This is a genomic window from Fontisphaera persica, from assembly GCF_024832785.1.
Classification (GTDB): domain Bacteria; phylum Verrucomicrobiota; class Verrucomicrobiia; order Limisphaerales; family Fontisphaeraceae; genus Fontisphaera; species Fontisphaera persica.
In genome coordinates this window covers 1,571,625-1,592,945 of record NZ_CP116615.1, presented here as the reverse complement: position 1 = coordinate 1,592,945, position 21,321 = coordinate 1,571,625, and the positions used below count along the sequence as shown (strand labels likewise).

The window sequence follows — 21,321 nt, the reverse complement described above, 5'->3', positions numbered from 1 at the left end:
CTTGGAACGGTTTGCCGGGAACGGGTGTACTACCGTGGCTTTTCCCAACGGTTTCGAGCAGCGGCCCGGAGGTTAATCAAACACCATTTCGCGCAGGGCGCTGGTTTTGATTGCCAGTCGCCCCAGCAGCGGGTGGGCTGCGTTCAAATGTCCCTCACTCCATTGTTCCAACTGAATGCTGAGGCGGTCTTTATTGGCCAGCATCAGGCGCGCTGGCGAAGCGGTTTTTGGCGGGGATTGCCGCCGAAGCTGCGAGAAATGCAGTTGTTCGATGCGGGAAAGGGGAATTTGGACGGGGCCGATGGGCGTGCGGATTTCCCATTCATTTTGGCGGAGAACGCCCAGCACGCCGGAGACGCGGTCCTGGTTCAATAGGACCACCAAATCATTGGTGCCCTGCGTGGTGACATTGGTTTGCAGAGTTTGGCGACCATCCCAGCGGCGGATCTCCAACTGACTGATCCGGAGAGTACCCTGACCCTGGTTGACGAAACGCATGGCCGTGCCGTTGCCCAGGGTGTCTGCCGGATCCTGCCAATGGCGGATCAACTCGCCGTTGTAATACAGCAGAACGGTGCGGTCTTTTTTGTTGGCACGGATCATCAGGTGGGCGCGCGAATCGAGGGTGCGATTTTGATAAATGGCAATGCCCAGCCCCTGGGGGTTGAGCGGCACCTTTTGTTTAACCGGCACCAGCGTGGCCATGAGAAAACCGCCCAAGGTAATTTGCAGGCTGTAAAAACCGCCAAATTCTGGTTCATCGTCTTTCTTGATCAATTGGATGGGTTGCAACCGGTCGGTGTACAAGGCCACGGCCAAAGTGGGCGTGCCTTCCCATTCCAATTGGAATGAAATTTCCGCAATATCCGGCAATTTGACATCGCGGGCGATGGAGCCGGGTTTATGCGCGATTAACGCGCCATTGCCATAGACCCAGGCATCACTTTCCACGCCGGCCACCGCCTGTCCCAGGGTCCATCCTTCCATGCCGGCGGGCCCCTGAAACACCACCAGTGGATTCAATTCCATGGGTTGCAATCCCTCCATGACTTCGCGTGGAATTTGCAGCTTTCCGCAGGCGGGGCTTTCCAGCGTCAAGTGCGCTCCATCAAAGTCCAACATGCTGCCGCTGATGGTGTCGCCATTGACCAGCCGCACCTGGCAGGCGTTCGGAAGGGCATTGGTGGGGGACTCGCGCAGGGCGAAGCGAATCTTGAGCACATTGGTCAAGGCCACTAGCAGCTCTTCCTCAATGAACGGATGCCGCCAGCGAAACCAGCCCGCCTCCGCCATGCCGGTGATGTGTCCGCGCAGGCGTTCCCCTGACCGCAGCCAAACGACATCTTCTTCTGTTGCCGGCCGGGCCGGCAGTGCTGGCCAGGCCACGAGCATGACGAGCAGCCAAACATAAGAGCGCCGCACTGCCTGATGACCGAATAAACGCATCATACTGTCCAATTTCGCAACCCATTACTCCACATGCCGTTTCCGACATGGGCTAGGGCAAGGTAGCACAGCCGCCCGCCGCCGTGCAGGGTTTTTCTTCAAAACCTTCCATGATTGGCCCAAGCCATGGCCAATGCTCCATTTCAATGAAGAGTCCTCTTTCAATCCCAGCCCGCTTTTCGCCAGAGTACAAGGGCGCACCAGTCATGAATTTGGGAAAGATGGGTGTAAAGGAGTGCACCAGACAACTGGCACTTGTAACTTAACCTGCCAGAGTGTAACCTTGCTGTAACAAGCAACACCTATGCGCGAAGTGCTCGCTCTTCTTTTGGCTGGCAGCTTGGCCATGTCTGTCCATGCGGATGCCACGGTGGTTTTCAATGAACTGGCCAGTTCTACGGCCTCTCCTGGACAATACGAATGGGTGGAACTGTACAACCAGCTTGCGGTGGACATGGACATTTCGGGATGGACCATGGATTTGAACACCCTGCCCGCTGGGACAATCATTCGCGGACGGAATTATTTGGTGGTGGCGGCCAATACCAATGTTTCCCAGCAGTTGCGAAACATGGGCGTGACCAATGTCGTGGTGGTGGAAAGCGTCCTGGCCAACCGTCTTACGCTGCGCAATAAAAACGGGCGGGTTATGGATGTATTTGAGCCAGAATTGATTGGCTGGTGGCCCAAACATTCGCGCCCTCGGTCTTTTACATGGTCCAAAGTGGATTTGGAGCTGGTGGGGAATGACCCGGAGAATTGGCGATTTAGCACCTCCCCTGGGGGAACTCCGGGCCAGGCCAATTTTCCGGGAGTGGGCCGGGCTCAACCTATCCGGGTGGTGGGACAGGATGACTCGTGGAGGTATTATGACAGTGCCACTCCTCCACCTGCCGATTGGCGCAATCCCGCATTTGATGACCGTACCTGGGCGTTGGGGCGTCCGTTGCTTTACCACGGCACCAACCGCATCACCCAGATTCGCTCCATCCCTACGCTTTTTAGTACCGGGCTGGATGATCAGGGCCGGGTGCTGGTGTCAGGCGCGGCCGATCCACATTATCGCTTGACTGTTTCTGCTCAAGGCGGTGCTCCCACCCAGGCGACCGTAACCCTTAACCATCCCAATTGGCTGGCCAACGACAGCACATCCTCGTGGATTGGGCCGGTGGCCAATGGCTCGGTGAATGTGGCCCAGGGCAATTATTATTACGTCACCACTTTTTCTCTGACGGGCTATGAGTATCAAAATGCCGTCCTGCAAATGTTGGTGGCGGTGGATAACAACCTTAACCAGGTGCTGTTAAATGGCGTGGTACAACCGATTACCGCGGCCGGCTTTAATGCGTGGATAGGTCCATTCTTCATCACCAACGGCTTTGTGCCGGGCACCAATACCTTGGAGTTTCGCTGCAGCAATGCTGGTACGGACCCGAGCGGTTTTCGGGCGCTTCTCAGTGGCACAGCGCCGCAGACCTTGACCAATACACCTTTGGCCGCAGGACGCTCTGCTTATTATTTTCGCCGCCCGGTGTTTATTACCAGTGCGCCGGAAGCCACGCGTTTGCTGTTGCGGCCCATGTTGGATGACGGGGCTGTCTTTTACTTGAATGGAGCGGAAATTTTGCGGCTGAACATGCCTCAGGGTGACATTTCACCGCAGACCCTGGCGTTGACCAATGTCATGCAACCGGATTGGTCAGGCCCCTGGGTGGTCTATCCCACCAATCTCGTTATGGGCACGAATTGGTTGACCGTGGAACTGCATCAGGCCGCTGGCGGGGAAGGGGATGCGGTCTTTGGTCTGGAAGTTAGTGCCGAGCCATTTACATTGCCGCCGGTGACGCTGGTCATCAATGAAGTGAGTGGGGCCACCAACGAAATCTTGACCTTGGAGATTTTCAATTACGGCACTAACGCCATGGCGCTGGAAGGCTGTGAACTGGGCAGTCAGGCCGACGATTGGCCGGCCTATGTCATTTCCAATGCCCCGCCTCTGCCGCCGGGAGGTTTTTATGTGCTGACTGGCGAACAGCTTGGCTGGCTGCCTTTGACCAACGGCTACCGTAATTATGAAAACGTGAATATCACCTTGTGGTCGCCGGGGGCGCAGCGGGTGTATGACACGGTGGTTATACGCAAGAATCCCCGCGCGCGTTTTCCCGATGGCACTTCTGCGTGGGGGATACCGGCGGTTTTGACGCCGGGCAGTTCAAACCAGGTGAACTTGGCCACGGAGGTGGTCATCAATGAAATCATGTATCACCCCCCGTTGATTTTCAGCAGCAATGCGCCCCCGAGTGAATCGAATGCCCAGTGGATTGAATTGTACAACCGCAGTTCCAATACGGTGGATTTAAGCGGTTGGGGCTTGGACGGTGGCGTCCGTTATTTGTTCCCTGCCGGTGTCACCTTGGCGCCGGGGGCTTATCTGGTGGTGGCCAATGACGCGGCCACCCTTAGGATGGCGCATCCCGGCATCCCAATCGTTGGCGATTTGGTGGGACGCCTTTCACGGCGCGGCGAGCGCATTATCTTGCGCGATTCTTGGGGCAATCCAGCCGATGAAGTGCGTTATTACGACAGCGCTCCCTGGCCGGAATACGCCGATGGCGGCGGCTCCAGTCTCGAGTTGCGAGACCCATGGGCTGATAATACCCATCCTTCAGCCTGGGCGGCCAGCGACGAAACCCGGCGCGGCCAATGGCAAAGCTATTCCTATCGCATGGTGGCCAATTTCCCGGGTAGCACCCAACCTGCCACCTGGCAGGATTTTGTGTTGGGTTTACTGGATGCAGGCGAGTGCTTGGTGGATGACATTTCTGTCATTGAAAACCCTAGTACCACGCCGGCAGAAATCATTGCCAACGGCAACTTCGAAAACGGCCTTACTGGCTGGCGGGTCCTGGGCAATCATGGCCGCAGCCGTGTCATTGTGGACCCGGACAATCCGGCCAATCGTGTCCTTCACTTGGTGGCCACCGGGGCACAGGAACACATGCATAATCACGTGGAAACCACGTTGACAGGGGGGCGCACCATCGTTAATGGCCGCGAATACCAAATCAGTTTCCGCGCACGCTGGCTGGCGGGCAATAACTTGCTCAACACCCGGCTTTATTTCAACCGCGTGGCACGCACTTCCGTCCTGCCGCGGCCCGTGTCCACGGGCACACCGGGAGCGCCCAACAGCCGGCGGATGGCCAACTTGGGCCCGACCCTCACCGGTTTGCAACACCAGCCCGTGGTGCCTGGCGTGGGGGTGCCGGTCACCGTGCAAGTCACCGCTCAAGACCCGCAGGGCGTGGCGGAATGCCGCTTGTTCTGGTCTGTCAATGGCGGGGCGTGGAACTCAGGGGTGATGAATCGCACTGGCGAGCGTTTTTCAGGCGTCATCCCCGGAGGCAGTGCCGGGGACATTGTGCAGTTTTACGTCCGGGCCACCGATGCGCTGGGGGCGGCTGCGGATTGGCCGGCGGCCGGGCCTGACTCCGGAGCGCTGTTCATGGTGGAGGATGGACTGGCCGAGTTTGCGCGCGGCCATAACCTGCGCATCATCATGACTCCTGCCAATCGGGAATTGATGCACGCCGCCACCAACGTCATGAGCAATGACCGGCTGCCCGGCACCATTATTTACGATGAATATCGCCCCTATTACGATTGTGGCATAAGGCTGAAGGGCAGCGAACGGGGGCGCCCCAGTGATGTGCGGGTGAGCTTTCATCTGACCTTTCCTGCCGACCAGCCGTTCCGGGGAGTTCATCCGGTGATGTTGATAGACCGCTCCGGCCAGGGTGCCACCACCGAAAACAAACAGTTGGAAATTGTCATCAAACACATGCTGCATCATGCGGGCAACATACCGGGGGTTTATTCCGATTTATGCAAAGTGATTGCCCCCTTCAGCCGGCACACCAGCTCAGCCATACTATCGCCACGGCTGGAGGATGAATTCATTGAGACGGCCTTTGAAAATGGGGGGGAGGGCGATTTATATGAGTTTGAACTGATTTATTACCCCACGACCACCAACGCCGCCGGCTATAAACTGCCCAGCCCGGACAGTGTGATTGCAGTGGACTTCCAAAACCTGGGGGACGACCTGGAATTGTACCGCTACAATTTCATCAAGAAAAACCACCGGGATGAGGATGACTACGGCCCGCTGGTGAACTTTGCCAAGATTTTCAGCCTGGCGACGTTAGGTTTGGACCAACAAAGCCGGCGGGTGATGGATGTGGACCAATGGATGCGTGTGTGGGCCTTGGTCACACTGTGCGGTGTGGGCGATACTTACACCTTCGGCAATGACCACAACGTCATGTTGTACCGCCGGCCGACCGACAATAAATTCCTGGCCTTCCCCATAGACATGGATTTCAGTTTTTCCCGGGCCGCCAATTCTGCGTTGGTGGGCGACCGCAATTTCAGCCGATTAATCAACGAAATACCTGCCAACAAGCGGCGATTCTATGCGCACGTGAAAGACATCATCCAAACCACCTACAACAATGCCTACATGGACCGGTGGATTACGCACTATAACAGCTTCGTGCCGGAGCAGAATTACTCCGCCATACCTTCCTATCTGGCCACTCGCATCAGCACTGCCAACACCGAAATTGCCAACAGTGGGGGAAATGCGGGGTTTGCCATCACCAGCAGCACCAATTTTGTCACCGGTACCAATTTCATCACCCTGACCGGCACCGCTCCGGTGGAGGCCACCACCATGACCGTCAACGGCCAATCCTACCCCATCACCTGGGCAAACCTTTCCTCTTGGACGATTCGTGTGCCTTTGTCCGAAGCCACCAATGTGCTCCCGCTCATGGTCTTTGACGTGCGGGGGCAGTTATTGTCGAATTTCACCCGCGTCGTTACCGTTGTTTACACCAACTCCATCCCGCCTGCGGTGGGCACTGTGGGTTTCTCTGAAATCATGTATAACCCTGCCTATCCGGCAGCAGAGTACGTGGAGCTTTACAATGCCTCAGCCCATTACACTTTTGACCTTTCTGGCTGGCGCATCAATGGCTTGGATTATCGTTTTCCTTCCGGCAGTTTTTTGGGGCCGCGCAGTTACCTGGTTTTGGTGAAAAACCGGGCCGCCTTCGAAGCGGCCTATGGCACTGCAGTAACTGTTTTTGATGAGTATGCAGGTAATCTTCAGGCTGACGGCGAAACGCTGACGCTGTTGAAACCCGGCCCCGGCGGGGAAGAGGTGGTGGATCGTGTGCGGTACGAGCCGGACGCGCCCTGGCCAGCCAGTGCCAATGGTCTGGGAGCCTCGCTTCAGATTAAGGATTTTTCCCAGCGCCATGATCGGGTCATCAATTGGTTGGATGGGATGACCTGGCAATTCAAGTCGTTTACGGTGAGCAACGTGCTGACCTTTAATTTGACCAACTTGTATTTTCGGTTTTCGAATGCGGGGGAGGTATTGCTGGATGATTTGCGCGTGGAGGAGGGGGCGGTGGTGGGCGGGGGGACGAACTACGTGGTGAACGGGGATTTTGAGGCACCGCTGGAGGGGACGTGGGTGAAGGGGACGATGGTGCAGCCGACGGTGCGGGAGGGGGGGGTGAGTCGGAGCGGGCAGTACAGTTTGCGGCTGGTGGCGACGGGGCGGGCGCAGACGGTGGGGCAGTCGTTGTCGCAGCCGCTGGTGTTGAAGACGGCGACGGTGTACACGGTGAGCTACTGGTATTTGCCGAGTGCGACGGTGACGAGTTTGCAGGTGTATGTGACGGCGTTTGTGAACTCGAACGTGGTGGTGCACGCGCCGGTGTATGCGCGGTCGCCGGGGGTGGGGGCGGAGGGGGGTGTGGGGTTGCCGGGGTTGCCGGAGGTGTGGTTGAACGAGGTGGCGGTGGGGGCGGAGGGGGTGGGGTGGGTGGAGTTGTACAATGGGGGGAGCCAGGGGGTGGATTTGACGGGGTGGTATTTGGCCAACCAGTACACGAACCTGGGGCAGTGGGCGTTTCCGGCGGGGACGGTGTTGGGGGCTGGGGAGTATCGGGTGGTGAGCTGTGGAGGCGAGGCTGGCGGGGGGACGAATTGGCAGGCGGATTTCCGGTTGGGTGTGGGGACGGGGTCGGTGGCGCTGGTGATGCCGATGGGGGGCGGGCTGGCGGTGTTGGATTATCTGAACTACCGGGGATTGAGGGCGGGGCAGAGTTATGGGAATTATCCGGACGGCCAGCCGGTGTACCGGCGGGTGTTTCATTATCCGACGCCGGGGACGACGAACAACCCGGCGCTTGCGCCCGTCCCGGTATTCATCAACGAATGGATGGCGGACAACATCAATGCTCTCCGTGATCCGGCTGACTTGAATAATGAAGATTGGTTTGAATTGTATAATGCCGGCACTGAACCGGTGGATTTGGAAGGATATATTCTCACCGATAGCATCGGTTTGCCCACTGGTTCCCAAATTCCAAGGGGGTACATCATTCCGCCGGGAGGCTTTTTGTTGGTGTGGGCGGATGCTGAGACTGATCAAAACCGTCCAGAGCGTCCTGATTTGCATGTTAATTTTGCCCTAAATCGCCGGGGAGACAGCATTTACTTATATACACCCCATGGCGTTTTGATTGACCAGGTTACCTTCGGCGCGCAATTGCCGGATGTGAGCGAAGGCCGCCATCCCAATGGCGGGCCGGTAGTGGGCCAATTGACGCAGCCGACACCGCGTGCTGCCAACGCCCCCGGACTGGTGGCGCAAAACACCCCGCCAGTGCTGGGAGTGTTGTTGCACCGCCGTTTACTGGTGGGGCAAACGTTGTCTTTTACTGTGTCGGCCACGGATGCGGAGACAGCGGCCAGCAACCTGATATATTCCCTTGGTTTGGATGCGCCTCCTGGCGCAATTCTGACTCCTGCGGGTCAGTTCACCTGGACGCCGCAATCTCCCGGCACCAATCATATCTGGGTGTATGTAACGGATGGAGGAACACCGCCGTTGACCACTTCCAATTACTTCATCGTGCGGGTGGGCGCCCCTCCGCAGTTTGTGCCGGGTGCAACCACCCTCGAGCAAGGCCGCCTGCAAATGCGCCTGCAAGCCTTGGATGGGCTGGACTATCGTCTCGAATACAAGGATGACCTTGGAGAACCGCAATGGCGGCTGTTACAGGTCCTGGCACCCACCAACGGTTGGATTCAGTACCATGAGGCTGTGACCAACCGGCAGCGCTTCTACCGCCTCCAGCAAACGCCCTCCTGGTAATCCCATTTGAAAGCTTGGGGGGAGGTGTGGGGATTACTTTGGAAACGTGGTAATGCTTAATGCACATGGCCGCAACGACTTGCAATTATTCTTAATAATCCTTGCCACCAGGATGACAATTCTCCGCCCTTGCAAAACTTGCGGGGTTGTCAAATCGAGGGATGTCTTCTAACTTTGCTCCATGTTAAACCGCAGACGTTTTTTTACTCGCGCGGGCCTTGCTGCCGCAGCAGCTTCCGTTGGGGCGCCGCATATTGCCGTTTCCGCTGAAACACTGAATGCCCGCCCCGGCCAGCGACCTGCCCGAATCATTCATATTGTCAGCGACGGCATGAGCGCTGGCACGCTCGCGTGCGCCGACCATTATTCGCGGATTGTGCGCAAAAGGCCGCTGACCTGGGTGCAATTAATGAACCAGCCGGGCACGCAGTTTTGTTACATGAACATGCGCTCCCTGAACTCGCTGGTGACGGATTCAGCGGCGGCTTCGTCCAGTTGGGGCAGCGGGGCGCGGGTGATGAACGGCGTATTGAATGTCCTCCCCAATGGCAAGCGTCTGACGCCGCTTTACACCGTATTTGGTGAGCTAGGCTGGACTCGTGCCTTGGTGACCACCACGGAGATTACTCATGCCACCCCGGCAGGGTTTGCCGCCAATGTGCGCAGCCGTGAGAATCCGCAACTTATTGCCGCCCAATATCTGGAGCGGCGCATAGACATTTTGCTGGGGGGCGGAAAACAATTCTTTGAGCAGAAAAAGCGCTTGGACAAGCGTGACCTCAAAGCGGAGTACCGGCAAGCTGGCTATAGCGTGGTGGAAACGCGGGATGAACTGAAAGCGGCGCCGAAAACAGGAAGGCTGCTGGGCATATTCACTGATAGCCATCTCCCTTACACCGTGGATCACCAGCGCGATGCCAAACTGCGCGAACGCGTGCCCACCCTGGCGGAAATGACCGCCGCTGCACTGGAGCGGCTGGCTAATGCTCGCAATTTTATATTGCAAATTGAAGGCGGGCGGGTGGATCACGCCGCCCACAGCTCATGTGCGGCGGGTGCGATCCGGGATCAAATTGCTTTGGACGAGGCCATTGACTTGGTGGTGGCCTTCGTGAAGGAGCATCCGGATACGCTGGTGGTCATGACGACGGACCACGGCAATTCAAATCCGGGCCTTAACGGCATGGGGGGCGGCTATTCGCGCAGTCCCATGCGGCTGGCTAACATTGAGAAAATCAAAGGCTCGGTGGGCACTATTTTGGATCAGATCAAGAAGCAGGGCACCAAAATTGAAGTCAAACCGGTATCGGTTTCCGAAAAGGAGGAACCGCTGCCCTATAAAATGCCCACCGTGCTTTATCGCTATGACGATGAGGAACTTCAGCGCAAACTGCAAGAGGCCGAGGACAAGGCCAAACGCGAGGAGGAAAAGAAAAAGCCCAAGCAACGCACCGTGGAATACGGGTACTGGGTGGAAGCCTCCCGAATCGTCGCTGTGGTGGAAGAGTGGACGGGGTACAAGATGCCGGTGGAACGGGCGCGGTGGTTCCAAAAATACCTTTTGCGCCAGGGAGATGCCTTGTTTGAACAACTGAATAATGACACGGCGCAGTTGGGGCAGTTACTGGCGAATTACACTGGCGTTAACTGGATCGGCAATTCCCATACTTCGGATTACTCGCCAGTGGTGGCTTTCGGGCCTGGCTCCGAGCGGTTCAAGGGGTTGATTCAAAATACCGATGTTTTTGGGCACTACGTGGACCTGGCCGGGGTCAATTTCCGCAATCCGTCGGTCCCGGAATTTGCCGATGCGGACATCATTCCTCCGTCCACCGAGGATATCGCAGCCTATGGGGCACCCTGGGTGGAGGAGATGGTTTGACGCGCCTTAGCCGGGGCTTCTCACCGGCCAAGTGCCGTCGGTTGGCCGCCGTGTCCTGGGCCGCTTTGGGCTTGGGGCAGGTTAGGGCAGGTAGAGGGCGTTCTGCAATTCATGCACGAGCGCGCTCATGATGGGATAGCGCCGGTCTGGGTCATTCTCCATGCATTTCAGCAGGATTTTTTCCAGCGCGGGCGGGATGTCCGGATTGAGGTCACGCGGCGCGGCAAAATAGGAGGCGCGGTCCATTTGGCTGCGCAACACTTCTTCCGGCGTATCCCCCGGAAATGGCTTCTGATAGGTCAGCAGCTCGTAGGCCGTCACGCCGAAGGCAAAGATGTCCACCCGATGATCAAAGGGCAGGCGCTTGAGCTGCTCGGGAGCCATGTAATGGGGAGTGCCGGGATTGCGGCCGAACTTGCGCGGCTTTTCGGGAATGGGCTGGCACAGGTCAAAGTCCACCAGGCGGATGCTGCCATTGCGGGTCATGATGACGTTTTCGGGCTTCACGTCCAGGTGCATCACGTGGTGGTCATGCATGTGTTCGAGGGCCAGGGCCAGATCAATCAAGATTTGGCTGATGTTTTGCACGAACACCTCATCCGCCCGTGCCTGCAAAATCTTCAAATTGGAGCTTTCCACATATTCCATGAGCAGGTAGAGCGAGCCTTCCATGCGCCCATGGTCAATGTAGCGGATGATGTTCTCATGGGGGGGCAGGCGGGCCAGCAGCTCACAGCCGCGCAGGAAACGCCCGCGGGCCACAAAGTTAAATTTGTAGCGGTCATGGAGCTTGCGCAGGGCGTAGGTGCGGTTTTGCGCGTCGGTTGCCACCCAGATGTCCGCCATGCCGCCGCTGTTAATCAATTCATGCAGATAAAAACGTCCAAACGGCCCCGGCTGGGTGCCGGCGCCGCCGCTGGATGACGTGAGGCTGTCGAAAATCATGGCCTGCGCGCGGGCTGTTTTAACACAGCCCCGGTGGAGATGTCACCGCGCAAATCAATCCAGGCGCAGGGCGCGGATGGGCTCCAGCCGGGCCGCTTTGAAGGCGGGAAAAAGTCCGGCCACAATACCGGTGAGGATGCTGAAGGAAAAGGCAATGGCCATTGCACTGAAGGTGACCACCGGCGTATTGCCCGTGGGGGTGACGGAGGCGAGCAGCTTGACGAATCCCTGCGCGGCTGCGAGGCCGGCCACGCCGCCAATCAGCGCAATGACCGCGCTTTCAATCAGGATTTGGATGAAAATGCTGGTATCCGTGGCGCCGATGGCTTTGCGGATGCCGATTTCGCGGATGCGCTCGTTGATGCTGGCGAGCATGATGTTCATGATGCCAATGCCCCCCACCAAGAGACTGATGGCGGCGATAATCCCCCCACTGAGGCGGGCGTTGCGGATGGCCGTGGTGATTTGCTCGGCCCAATCCTCCTGGGTGCGGAAGGCGAAGTCTTCGATGCCTTTATGGGTGTTGAGCAGGATGTTGCGCGCCTGCTGCAGGGCTGGTTCGAGGTTTTCAATGCCGCTGATGCGCATGTTGATCACCGAAATGCGGCGGTCCGGCACGGGATTGGTGGCGGTCACGGTTTTGAAGCGGGTTTGCATCGTATTCAGTGGAATATAGACCGAGGTGTTTTTGATGTAGTAAACCCAGCTTCCCGGTGAGCGGGGCTGCCAGCCGCGGCTGCGAGCGGGGCCGCTGACATTTTCCGGCGACCGGGGCTGTTGGGCTTCCTGCTCGCGTCGGCGCCGGTCATCCTCGCTTTCGTAATGCTTGAACATTCCAATGATGGTCATGGGCTGCTGATTAATCAAAATGGTTTTGCCCACTGGAATGATTTCGTGCCCCACTTCCTCGGGAGAACCGAAGAGGGCATCCCGCACGGCCGTGCCAATGACGCAGACGCTGCGGGCTTCGGCGTCATCCAATTCATTGAACATGCGGCCATGGGCAATTTCGTGCTGGTTGATTTCCAGTGCGCCGGGCCAGGTGCCCAGAAACAGCCAGGCGCTGAATTTGCGGGTGCCGTGGGTCATCACCGCGGTCCGGGTGCGCAATTCGGGGACAATGAGGTTGGCGAAGGTGGCGTTGCGCCGCAGCGCCTCCACGTCATCCAGCGTGGTGCCGACGGCCTGATCCGCCAGATGCAGTTGATGGGCCGGCACGTCCTGCGCCTCAATGCGGATTCTTTCCAGCCCGCCGATTTCGATGAGCGCCTGGCGCAGGCCGTTTTCCATGCCCTTGACCAGCGCCGCCATGGCGACGAGGCTGGCCACCCCCAAAATGATGCCCATCATGGTGAGCAGGGAGCGAAACTTGTGCGCCCAGATTTCGCGAAAGCCCAGCCAGATGTCAGTGCCGAGTTGCATGGCGCCAGAGCCTAGGCGGGTGCCAGGGACATGCCCGCCAGCCGTGGATCAATCTGCGAGGCGATCCGGCCATCGCGAATTTCAATGCGCCGGGGGGTGACAGCCGCAATTTCCGGGTCATGCGTGACCAGGACCATGGTCCGGCCTTGGCGGCTGAGCTGCTGGAAAAGTTCCAGAATGGCCTCGCCGGTATGGGAATCGAGGTTGCCGGTGGGTTCATCCGCAAAAATGATGCGCGGCTCATTCACCAGCGCCCGGGCAATGGCCACCCGTTGCTGCTGGCCACCGGAGAGTTGATTGGGGCGATGTTTGGCCCGGTTTTCCAAACCCACCAGCGCCAGCGCGCGTTCGGCCCGCTCCCGGCGCGCCTTGGCCGACAGGCCGGCATAGACCATGGGAAGCTCCACGTTTTGCAACACGTTGAGCTTGGGCAGCAGATTAAAAAATTGAAAAACAAAACCTATTTTTTGATTGCGAATATGGGCCAGTTGGCGGGGCGAGGCATCATGAATCATGACCCCGTCCAGCTTGATGGTGCCGGAGGTGGGGCTGTCCAGGCAACCCAGGATGTGCATGAGCGTGGACTTGCCACTGCCTGAGGGGCCGATGATGGAAATAAAGTCACCGGATTCAATGTCCAAAGACACATTGTCCAGGGCGCGGATTTCCTCGCCGCCCAGGCGGTAAATCTTGCTGACGTTGCGAACTTCAACCAGCGCCATGGGAAATTCCTTTAACTGCCGCCTCGCCGGGGGCCACCCCCCGGATTACCCCCCAGTCCTTTGCCGCCCTTGCCGCCTTCCGCGCTGGCCTTGAAGGTGTTGGTGCTGGCCTTTTTCAATTCCTCAAAACCTTCCCGGGGCATTTCCAATAACACCCGTTCGCCAGCTTTCAGGCCGGATTGCACCTCCGCATATTGGTAATCAAAGATTCCCACATTAACGTCGCGTCGCTCCACGCCGGAGGTGCCCTGGACCAGTACAAAACGCTGTCCTTCCTCGGTGAATACCGCGGCCAGGGGCACGGCCAGGGCATTGGTCACCGAGGCCACGGGAATGGTCAGGGTGGCCGTCATGCCGGGACGCACCCGGGGGTCCATATCCTTGATTTGGATGCGTGTGGCGAAGCCTTTGATGTTGTTGCGAATAGTCGCTTGGGGCGCGATGCGTTCAACGCGCCCTTCCAATTTAAGACCCGGGAGTGATTCCACCTGGATTTCCACACGCTGCCCTTGTTGCAAGCGCACAACATCGGCTTGATTGATGTGGGCGTTCACCACCATCTCGTTGAGGTTGGCGATGGTCATGATTTCCGTACCGGAATTGAACCCAGCGGCGCCGCTGACGGTTTGCCCCAGCGAGACCGGCCGGGTCAACACCGTGCAATCAAAAGGAGCCAGCATCCGGGTTTTGGTGATGCGGTCTTCGACGAGTTTCAACGCTTTCTCGGCCCGTTCCAGATTGTTGCGGGCCACTTCCACCTGGTTGCGTGCGGCGTCCAGCTCCGTTTTGAGGTTGTCAAATTCTTCTTTGGCCACCACGCGCTCCTCGTAAAGTTTGACCGCTCGCTCATAGTCGCGCTGGGCTTTCTCCAGACGCAAAGAGGCTGACTCAATTTGCAATTTGGCGCCGGAGATTTCCGTCAGCCGCTGGTCGCGCTCAATCTGCAGGTCGCGGTCATCCAACTGGCATAACAGCTCCCCTTTTTTGACCTGGTCGCCGATGTCCACCGGCAAAACGGAAATGCGGCCATTAACCTCCATGCGGACCGAGACCTGATCCGCCGGGCCAATGTCGCCTGCGGCTGTGATGACGAACTCAATGTCCCGTGGTTCCACCAGGGCCGTGGGAATCTCGCGGGGGGCGGCCGGGCCAGGCAACAGGGCATGCCGGCTCTGGTAAAAATAATAGCCACCGCCGACCGTCCCCAAGACTACTAAAATGATCAAAACAAAACGCATCGGTTTTCCCTTAATCCCTCAAAGACGATATTCGCCGCTGGCGGCCTTCACTTGACGCAGACCTGAGGCCATCGGCAGCGGAGCGTCGTCCTTGCGTTAAAATCTACCCAAATAATGACGCCTGCAATCCCATTTTATTCAAACTTGGAGCTTTACAACATCAGCCCTGATAGCGGGCAATCAGAGCCACCCGTTTGCCATGAAGCTTACCTGCCTGAGCTGGGGCAGAGCAAAGTCGGTCAGTGGCAACAAGTTTGCAGCGCCAGGCATGGTGGCTCCGAAAAAAGAGGTCCTCTCGCCGCCGGTTGCATCAAAAGTGCTGGCGCCCTGACCTTCAGCCATTTACGCTGCACGCGTGCGTCGAGAGCAGTTAAACTTGAACCCGGTGGTGCAGTCCTTCTTGGGTGGCACCGAGTGGCGCGCGGCCCGTGTGGAGCCCTTGGCCGGTGATGCCTCTGCCCGCCGATATTTCCGTTTATGGCGCGGCACGCAGTCGGCGGTTTTAATGGATGCCTCCGCCATTCCCGTTCTCTTGCCACCTTATGTTGCACTGTCCCAGCATCTGCGCCGGTTGGGTTTCAGCGCTCCGGAAGTGTACGCCGCTGACTTGGATTTCGGTTGCGCTGTCATTGAAGATTTCGGCGACATCACCTTCACGCAGTTGCTGGAGCAGGGCCATGACGAAGAATCTTTATATACCTTGGCCGCCGAGGTGCTTATAAAGCTGCATCAATCTGCCCAAGCTGCTCCTCAACCCTGGCGCGAATATCATCCCGCCCAAATGCTGGCGGACATCGAACTATACCTTGATTGGGTGGCCACGGGGCTGGATGAATCCGCCAGAGAACAATACCGCCAGCGGTGGATGCAGGTCTTGCCGCTGGCTCACCGGGTGCCTCAAACCCTTCTTTTGCGGGATTATCACGTGGCCAATCTCATGTGGTTGCCGCAGAGACAGGGCATTCAACGTGCTGGCCTGATAGACTTTCAGGATGCCTATTGCGGGCCGGTGACTTATGATGTTGCGTCCTTGTTGGAGGACGCCCGCCGTGATGTGCCGCCAGTGGTATGTGCCAAGCTATTAGAGCGTTATTTGGCTGCGTTTCCCGCTTTGGATGGGCAAACTTTCAAGGACTCCCTGGCCATTCTGGCCGCGCAACGGCATACGCGGGTGCTCGCCATTTTTGCCCGCCTGGCGGTACGTGATGGCAAACCACAATATCAACAACGCCATTCACCTCGTGTGCGCCGACTGCTGGCTCGGGCCCTAAGACATCCCGTTTTGCAACCGGTCCGGGAATGGTTTGAACGTTATGGATACCCCAATTGACCGTGCCATGGTGTTGGCTGCGGGTTATGGGACGCGGATGCGGCCTTTGACTGATCGTTTGCCCAAACCGCTGGTGCCCATCGCTGGCCGGCCCATGATTGCGCACGCCTTGGAGCATTTGCGGGAGGCCGGCGTGCGTGAGGTGGTGGTCAATGTGTCCCATCTCAAAGAGCCTTTGATTCAATACCTCCGCAGTTACCCTGGCTTGAATTGTCTCATTTCCGAGGAGGAAGAGCCGTTGGAAACTGGTGGTGGATTGCGGCAGGCGCTGCCGCTGCTGGGTAATCGTCCCCTTTTTGTCATCAACGCGGATATTTTGTGGATTGACCGGGGCGAACCGGCCCTGCAACGCCTGGCGCGGCAGTGGGATGATGCGCGCATGGACTGGTTGTTTTTGGTTCAATCCCGCGCCCGTGCCCTGGGTTATGATCGCGGGGAGGATCATTTGTTTGTGACGCCGGCGAATACCATCGGCTGGGAGGCGCAGGATGCGCCTTACATCATCGCCAGCGTATATGTGATGCATCCGCGCGTATTGGCGGGCGTGCCCCCGGGAAAGTTCTCAGCCAAAGTGCTGTGGCGGAAAGCCATGGCGGAAAACCGCTTGTGGTGTTTGCCGCATCAAGGACTTTGGTGCCAGGCCGGCACCATTCCCGACCTGCAGCGCGCGGAGGCGTTATTGGCAAGTTTCGAGTCTCGCGCCGTACCCTCGCCACTTACTCCCCAATGATTTTTACCAGAACCCGCTTGCGGCGGTTGCCGTCGAATTCCCCGTAAAAAATTTGTTCCCACGGGCCGAAATCCAATTTCCCGTTGGTGATGGCCACGACGACCTCCCGGCCCATGATTTGCCGTTTCATGTGGGCATCCGCATTGTCCTCGCCGGTGCGGTTGTGGTGGTATTGTTCGATGGGTGCGTGGGGGGCGAGTTTTTCCAGCCAGACCTCGTAATCATGCAACAAACCGTTTTCCGCGTCATTGATGAACACCGACGCAGTAATGTGCATGGCGTTGACCAGACATAATCCCTCTTTAACTCCGCTTTTGCGTACCAGGTTTTCCACCGTGGGGGTGATATTGACGAATCCGCGCCGGCCCGGCACTTCAAACCAAAGATATTCGGTAAGTGATTTCATGCTGGAATATTCTAGCGTTCCTTGAAACCTGATGTCAGGCAAAATTGCCTGCCACCCCTGCGTTGGGTGGCCTCTTATAGCCGGATAAACGGCCGATTGCCGTGGACATGGAAGGATGCATCCACCATCTTAGGAGCGTGTTGGGTGCAGCAGAACCATTGCGATAATGTGTGCGCGTTACACACAAATTAGAGACTTGCAGGCCATCCTCGCGCTGGTGCAATGCCGGGGCGGTTTGCCGGCCTGGATGCCCCGCTACAACATCGCTCCTCAACAACCGGCCCCCGTCATTGTGCGCACCCAGGAGGCAACCGAGCTTAAACTCATGCGCTGGGGATTGGTGCCGTCCTGGGCTGAGGATGCCAAAATTGGCGCGCAATTGATTAATGCCCGCGCCGAGACCTTGCGGCAAAAGCCCAGTTTCCGGGAGGCCTTTGCACGGCGCCGGTGTCTGGTGCTGGCGGATGGGTTTTATGAATGGGAGACGACCCCCGCAGGCAAGCGTCCGTGGCGGTTTGTTTTGCGGGATGAAGCGCCGTTTTGCTTTGCAGGTTTATGGGCTGTCTGGCAACCGCGACCGGCAGCGCAAACGGAATTGTTCAGCACGGATACTCCCCCCGCCGGGCCTTTGGAAACCTTCACCATCATCACCACCACGGCTAATGACCTGGTGCGGCCAATCCATGACCGCATGCCGGTCATTCTAACCGGCGAAGCTCTCCGCCTTTGGCTCAATCCTGCCAGCCCACCACAGGAATTACAGAAACTGCTGCAACCTTTTCCGGCGGATGCCATGCTACGCCTGCCGGCCTCACGTCGCGTGAATCGTCCGGGCGCGGAAGGGCCGGAGTGTTTGGAGCCGGAGTAGTGCCTGCGGCGCTGCTTGATGCCTCAAAAGCAGCGATATTCCTGAAAGCGTTTTTTTTGGAAAATCTTGGAAATGCCAGCACGACGCCTTAGTATGAAGAACTTGGCCTTGGTGGCCAGGCGAAGGGTATGGCAAAAGAGTTTATAAAAATCGGCGGTGCGCGTGAGCATAACCTGAAAAACCTCACGCTGGAGATACCCCGCGAGCGCCTGGTGGTCATTACTGGCCTGAGCGGCTCGGGCAAGTCATCGCTGGCATTTGACACGCTCTATGCCGAGGGCCAGCGCAAATACGTGGAGTCACTCTCCGCCTACGCCCGGCAATTCCTGGACCAAATGCAGAAGCCGGACGTGGATTACATTGAGGGTCTCTCTCCGGCCATTGCCATTGAGCAACAGAGTTCGGGGGCCAATCCCCGCTCCATCATCGCCACCACCACCGAGATTTACGATTATTTGCGCCTGTTGTTTGCCCATCTGGGCCAGCCGCATTGTCCCGATAGCGGGGTGCCCATGACACCCCAAACGGCCAGTGACATCGTGGACAAAGTCCTGACGCTGCCGCCGCGCACGCGGGTGATGTTGCTGGCGCCGGTGGTGCGCAATGAAAAAGGAGAGTTTCGGGATGTAATCGAGCGGCTGGCGCGCGAGGGGTTTGTCCGCGCGCGAGTGGACGGCCAGATGCATGAGCTGGCGGCCAACACCCGCATCAAGCTGGACCCCAAGGCGCGGCATACAATCGAAGTGGTGGTGGACCGGCTGGTGGTGGATGACAAGATTCGCATCCGTTTGAGCGACTCGGTGGAAACCGCGCTGAAATGGGGTGAAGGCTCGGTCCTGGTGCTGCATCAACCGCCTGAGGCCTCCTCTGGGGAGGCCTGGGCCGAGACACTTCATTCCACCCGGGCCTGCAGCCCGGTCACCGGCCGGAGCTTTGAAAAGGTCACGCCCAAGCATTTTTCGTTCAATGCACCGCAGGGGGCATGTCCGGTCTGCCACGGATTGGGGCAAAAATTGGTGTTCGATCCGGCGCTGGTGGTGCCGGTGCCGGAAAAATCGCTGGAAAACGGCGCCATTCTGCCCTGGCGGCGGGGGGGCAAGCGCATGGTGGTTTATTACAAGGCCATGTTGCGCAGCATCGCCGCTCACTATGGCCAGAGCCTGGAAACCCCGTGGAAGAATCTACCGGAGGATTTCCGGCAGAAGGTGCTGTTTGGCACGGGGGAGGAAGAGATTGAGTTCACCTTCTGGCGCGCCGGCAAGATGAGTAAAATCACCCGCCCCTTTGAAGGGGTATTGCCCAATTTGGAACGGCTTTATCAGGAAAGCGAGAGCGAGTTTACCAAAAACCGGCTCAAAGCCTTCATGAACCCCCAGCCTTGTGATGCCTGCGGCGGCCGCCGGCTGAAGCCGGAGATTTTAGCCGTGACCCTGGGTGACGATGCGCTGGCGGCGCGATTCAAGAAAAGCCCCCCTGCTGGCGAGAAACCTGCCGGCCCCCACATTCCCGGACTTTCCATCATGGACGTTTGTGCGCTTTCCATTGAGGAGGCGGACGCTTTTTTCGCCGCTTTGTCATGGACGGAGTTTCAGAGGCAAATTGCCCAGGATTTGGTGCGGGATATCCGGGCGCGGCTCGGCTTTTTGAAGAATGTGGGGCTTGGCTATCTCACTTTGGACCGGGAAAGCGGGACCTTGAGCGGTGGTGAAGCCCAGCGTATCCGGCTGGCAACGCAAATCGGGGCTGGCCTGGTGGGGGTGCTGTACATCCTGGATGAACCAAGCATTGGTTTGCATCCGCGTGACAATGAGAAGTTATTACAGACGCTTGAGGGGCTGCGCGATCTGGGCAATTCAGTGATCGTGGTGGAGCACGATGAAGATACCATCCGGCGGGCGGATTATATTATAGACCTGGGGCCGGGGGCCGGGGTGCATGGGGGCGAGGTGGTGGCGGCGGGGCGGTTGCCGGAAATCCTAAACAATCCCCGTTCCCTGACGGGCCGATATTTAAGCGGGGACCTCAGCATTGCCGTGCCACGCAAACGAGTGGCGCCAGCCCCCGAGCGCGGCTGGCTGGAAATCCTTGGGGCGCGGGAAAACAATCTCAAGAACATCCATGTCCGCATTCCTTTGGGCACTTTTACCTGTGTCACCGGCGTGAGCGGTTCCGGCAAGAGCACGCTGGTGGATACCATCCTGCGGCGGGCCTTGTTTCGCCAATGGTACGGCTCAAAAGAACAGCCGGGGGCACACACGGCCATCTTGGGGGCGGACAAGTTGAGCAAAATTGTGGTCATTGACCAGACGCCCATTGGCCGCACGCCTCGCAGCAACCCCGCCACTTATACCGGCATTTTTAATCACATCCGCGGGCTGTTTGCGCGTCTGCCGGCCGCCCGGGTGCGGGGGTACGACGCAGGAAGATTCAGTTTTAATGTGCGGGGTGGGCGCTGTGAAAAGTGCCAGGGCGATGGGCTGATTAAAATTGAGATGCATTTTTTGCCTCCGGTCTATGTGACCTGCGAGGCCTGTGGCGGGCGCCGCTACAACCGCGAGACCTTGGAAATCAATTACAAAGGGTTGAACATCGCCGACGTATTGAATCTGACGGTGGACGAAGCCGTCGCCTTCTTCCGGGCGGTTCCGCAGATTTGTGATACCTGCCAAACTTTGGCGGAAGTCGGCTTGGGATACCTGAAACTGGGCCAGTCCGCCACCACCTTGAGCGGTGGGGAGGCCCAGCGGCTCAAACTGGCCGCAGAATTAAGCCGCAAACAAAGCGGCCATTCACTGTATATTCTTGATGAGCCGACCACGGGTTTGCATTTCCATGACGTTGCCAAATTATTGGAGGTGCTCTTCAAACTGCGTGCCCCGGGCAACACGTTGGTCGTCATTGAGCACAACCTGGATGTCATCAAGACGGCCGACTGGGTGATTGACCTTGGTCCCGAAGGCGGCGAGGCCGGCGGCTATTTGGTGGCGGCGGGCACGCCAGAACAGGTGGCCGCCACTCCCGGCAGTTATACCGGCCGTTTTTTGAGTCGCGTTCTGGGGTTGGCCGAGGCAAAATGCCCTGTGGCATGAGGGTTG

12 protein-coding genes are annotated in these 21,321 nt (G+C 58.1%); 6 read left to right on the top strand and 6 right to left on the bottom strand.

Annotated elements, in window-relative coordinates; all coding sequences use genetic code 11:
* Nucleotides 1–72: 72 nt before the first annotated feature.
* Entirely contained in the window at nt 73–1,449 is a 1,377-nt protein-coding gene (locus NXS98_RS05560) for a hypothetical protein (protein WP_283847483.1), read from the bottom strand.
* 343 nt (nt 1,450–1,792) lie between these two features.
* Here NXS98_RS05560 and NXS98_RS05555 point away from each other — a divergent pair, with 343 nt between their 5' ends.
* On the top strand, nt 1,793–8,683 hold the full coding sequence (locus NXS98_RS05555) for a lamin tail domain-containing protein (RefSeq protein WP_283847482.1): 6,891 nt from the start codon (nt 1,793–1,795) through the stop codon (nt 8,681–8,683).
* Nucleotides 8,684–8,864: 181 nt separating this feature from the next.
* Complete coding sequence (locus NXS98_RS05550; protein ID WP_283847481.1) at nt 8,865–10,565, top strand: alkaline phosphatase; 1,701 nt, start codon at nt 8,865–8,867, stop codon at nt 10,563–10,565.
* Between the two features lie 81 nt (nt 10,566–10,646).
* On the opposite strand, the gene NXS98_RS05545 is transcribed toward NXS98_RS05550, so the two are convergent.
* Genes NXS98_RS05545 through NXS98_RS05530 form a run of 4 tightly spaced genes read right to left on the bottom strand, consistent with a single transcriptional unit; the run spans nt 10,647 to nt 14,892 of the window.
* Nucleotides 10,647–11,510 (bottom strand): serine/threonine protein kinase, encoded by an 864-nt coding sequence (locus tag NXS98_RS05545; RefSeq protein WP_283847480.1) that lies wholly within the window; start codon nt 11,508–11,510, stop codon nt 10,647–10,649.
* Between the two features lie 54 nt (nt 11,511–11,564).
* A complete protein-coding gene (locus NXS98_RS05540) occupies nt 11,565–12,932 on the bottom strand; it encodes an ABC transporter permease (RefSeq protein WP_283847479.1) in 1,368 nt (455 codons plus the stop codon).
* A gap of 11 nt (nt 12,933–12,943) precedes the next feature.
* Nucleotides 12,944–13,654, bottom strand: a complete 711-nt coding sequence (locus NXS98_RS05535; protein WP_283847478.1) for an ABC transporter ATP-binding protein — start codon at nt 13,652–13,654, stop codon at nt 12,944–12,946.
* Nucleotides 13,655–13,665: 11 nt separating this feature from the next.
* On the bottom strand, nt 13,666–14,892 hold the full coding sequence (locus tag NXS98_RS05530; protein ID WP_283847477.1) for an efflux RND transporter periplasmic adaptor subunit: 1,227 nt from the start codon (nt 14,890–14,892) through the stop codon (nt 13,666–13,668).
* A gap of 385 nt (nt 14,893–15,277) precedes the next feature.
* Here NXS98_RS05530 and NXS98_RS05525 point away from each other — a divergent pair, with 385 nt between their 5' ends.
* Both NXS98_RS05525 and NXS98_RS05520 read left to right on the top strand, forming a co-directional pair.
* A complete protein-coding gene (locus NXS98_RS05525) occupies nt 15,278–16,222 on the top strand; it encodes an aminoglycoside phosphotransferase family protein (protein WP_283848128.1) in 945 nt (314 codons plus the stop codon).
* Complete coding sequence (locus NXS98_RS05520; RefSeq protein WP_283847476.1) at nt 16,206–16,952, top strand: nucleotidyltransferase family protein; 747 nt, start codon at nt 16,206–16,208, stop codon at nt 16,950–16,952. Before NXS98_RS05525 ends, NXS98_RS05520 begins: the two co-directional genes overlap by 17 nt.
* On the opposite strand, the gene NXS98_RS05515 is transcribed toward NXS98_RS05520, so the two are convergent.
* Nucleotides 16,939–17,358: a secondary thiamine-phosphate synthase enzyme YjbQ gene (locus NXS98_RS05515; protein WP_283847475.1), complete on the bottom strand. Its 420-nt coding sequence runs from the start codon at nt 17,356–17,358 to the stop codon at nt 16,939–16,941. The two genes, NXS98_RS05520 and NXS98_RS05515, sit on opposite strands and share 14 nt — an antisense overlap.
* A gap of 166 nt (nt 17,359–17,524) precedes the next feature.
* Between NXS98_RS05515 and NXS98_RS05510 the strand changes: the two genes are divergently transcribed.
* Nucleotides 17,525–18,226: an SOS response-associated peptidase gene (locus NXS98_RS05510; protein ID WP_283847474.1), complete on the top strand. Its 702-nt coding sequence runs from the start codon at nt 17,525–17,527 to the stop codon at nt 18,224–18,226.
* A 128-nt stretch (nt 18,227–18,354) separates the two neighbouring features.
* On the top strand, nt 18,355–21,315 hold the full coding sequence (gene uvrA / locus NXS98_RS05505) for an excinuclease ABC subunit UvrA (RefSeq protein ID WP_283847473.1): 2,961 nt from the start codon (nt 18,355–18,357) through the stop codon (nt 21,313–21,315).
* Nucleotides 21,316–21,321 lie beyond the last annotated feature (6 nt).

Bases quoted from the DNA above. Each gene is read 5' to 3' on its own strand.
- NXS98_RS05540 (WP_283847479.1), bottom strand. From the start codon at position 12,932: ATGCAACTCGGCACTGACATCTGGCTGGGCTTTCGCGAAATCTGGGCG.
- NXS98_RS05555 (WP_283847482.1), top strand. From the start codon at position 1,793: ATGTCTGTCCATGCGGATGCCACGGTGGTTTTCAATGAACTGGCCAGT.
- NXS98_RS05545 (WP_283847480.1), bottom strand. From the start codon at position 11,510: ATGATTTTCGACAGCCTCACGTCATCCAGCGGCGGCGCCGGCACCCAG.
- NXS98_RS05560 (WP_283847483.1), bottom strand. From the start codon at position 1,449: ATGATGCGTTTATTCGGTCATCAGGCAGTGCGGCGCTCTTATGTTTGG.
- NXS98_RS05510 (WP_283847474.1), top strand. From the start codon at position 17,525: ATGTGTGCGCGTTACACACAAATTAGAGACTTGCAGGCCATCCTCGCG.
- NXS98_RS05535 (WP_283847478.1), bottom strand. From the start codon at position 13,654: ATGGCGCTGGTTGAAGTTCGCAACGTCAGCAAGATTTACCGCCTGGGC.
- NXS98_RS05520 (WP_283847476.1), top strand. From the start codon at position 16,206: ATGGATACCCCAATTGACCGTGCCATGGTGTTGGCTGCGGGTTATGGG.
- NXS98_RS05530 (WP_283847477.1), bottom strand. From the start codon at position 14,892: ATGCGTTTTGTTTTGATCATTTTAGTAGTCTTGGGGACGGTCGGCGGT.
- uvrA (WP_283847473.1), top strand. From the start codon at position 18,355: ATGGCAAAAGAGTTTATAAAAATCGGCGGTGCGCGTGAGCATAACCTG.
- NXS98_RS05515 (WP_283847475.1), bottom strand. From the start codon at position 17,358: ATGAAATCACTTACCGAATATCTTTGGTTTGAAGTGCCGGGCCGGCGC.
- NXS98_RS05550 (WP_283847481.1), top strand. From the start codon at position 8,865: ATGTTAAACCGCAGACGTTTTTTTACTCGCGCGGGCCTTGCTGCCGCA.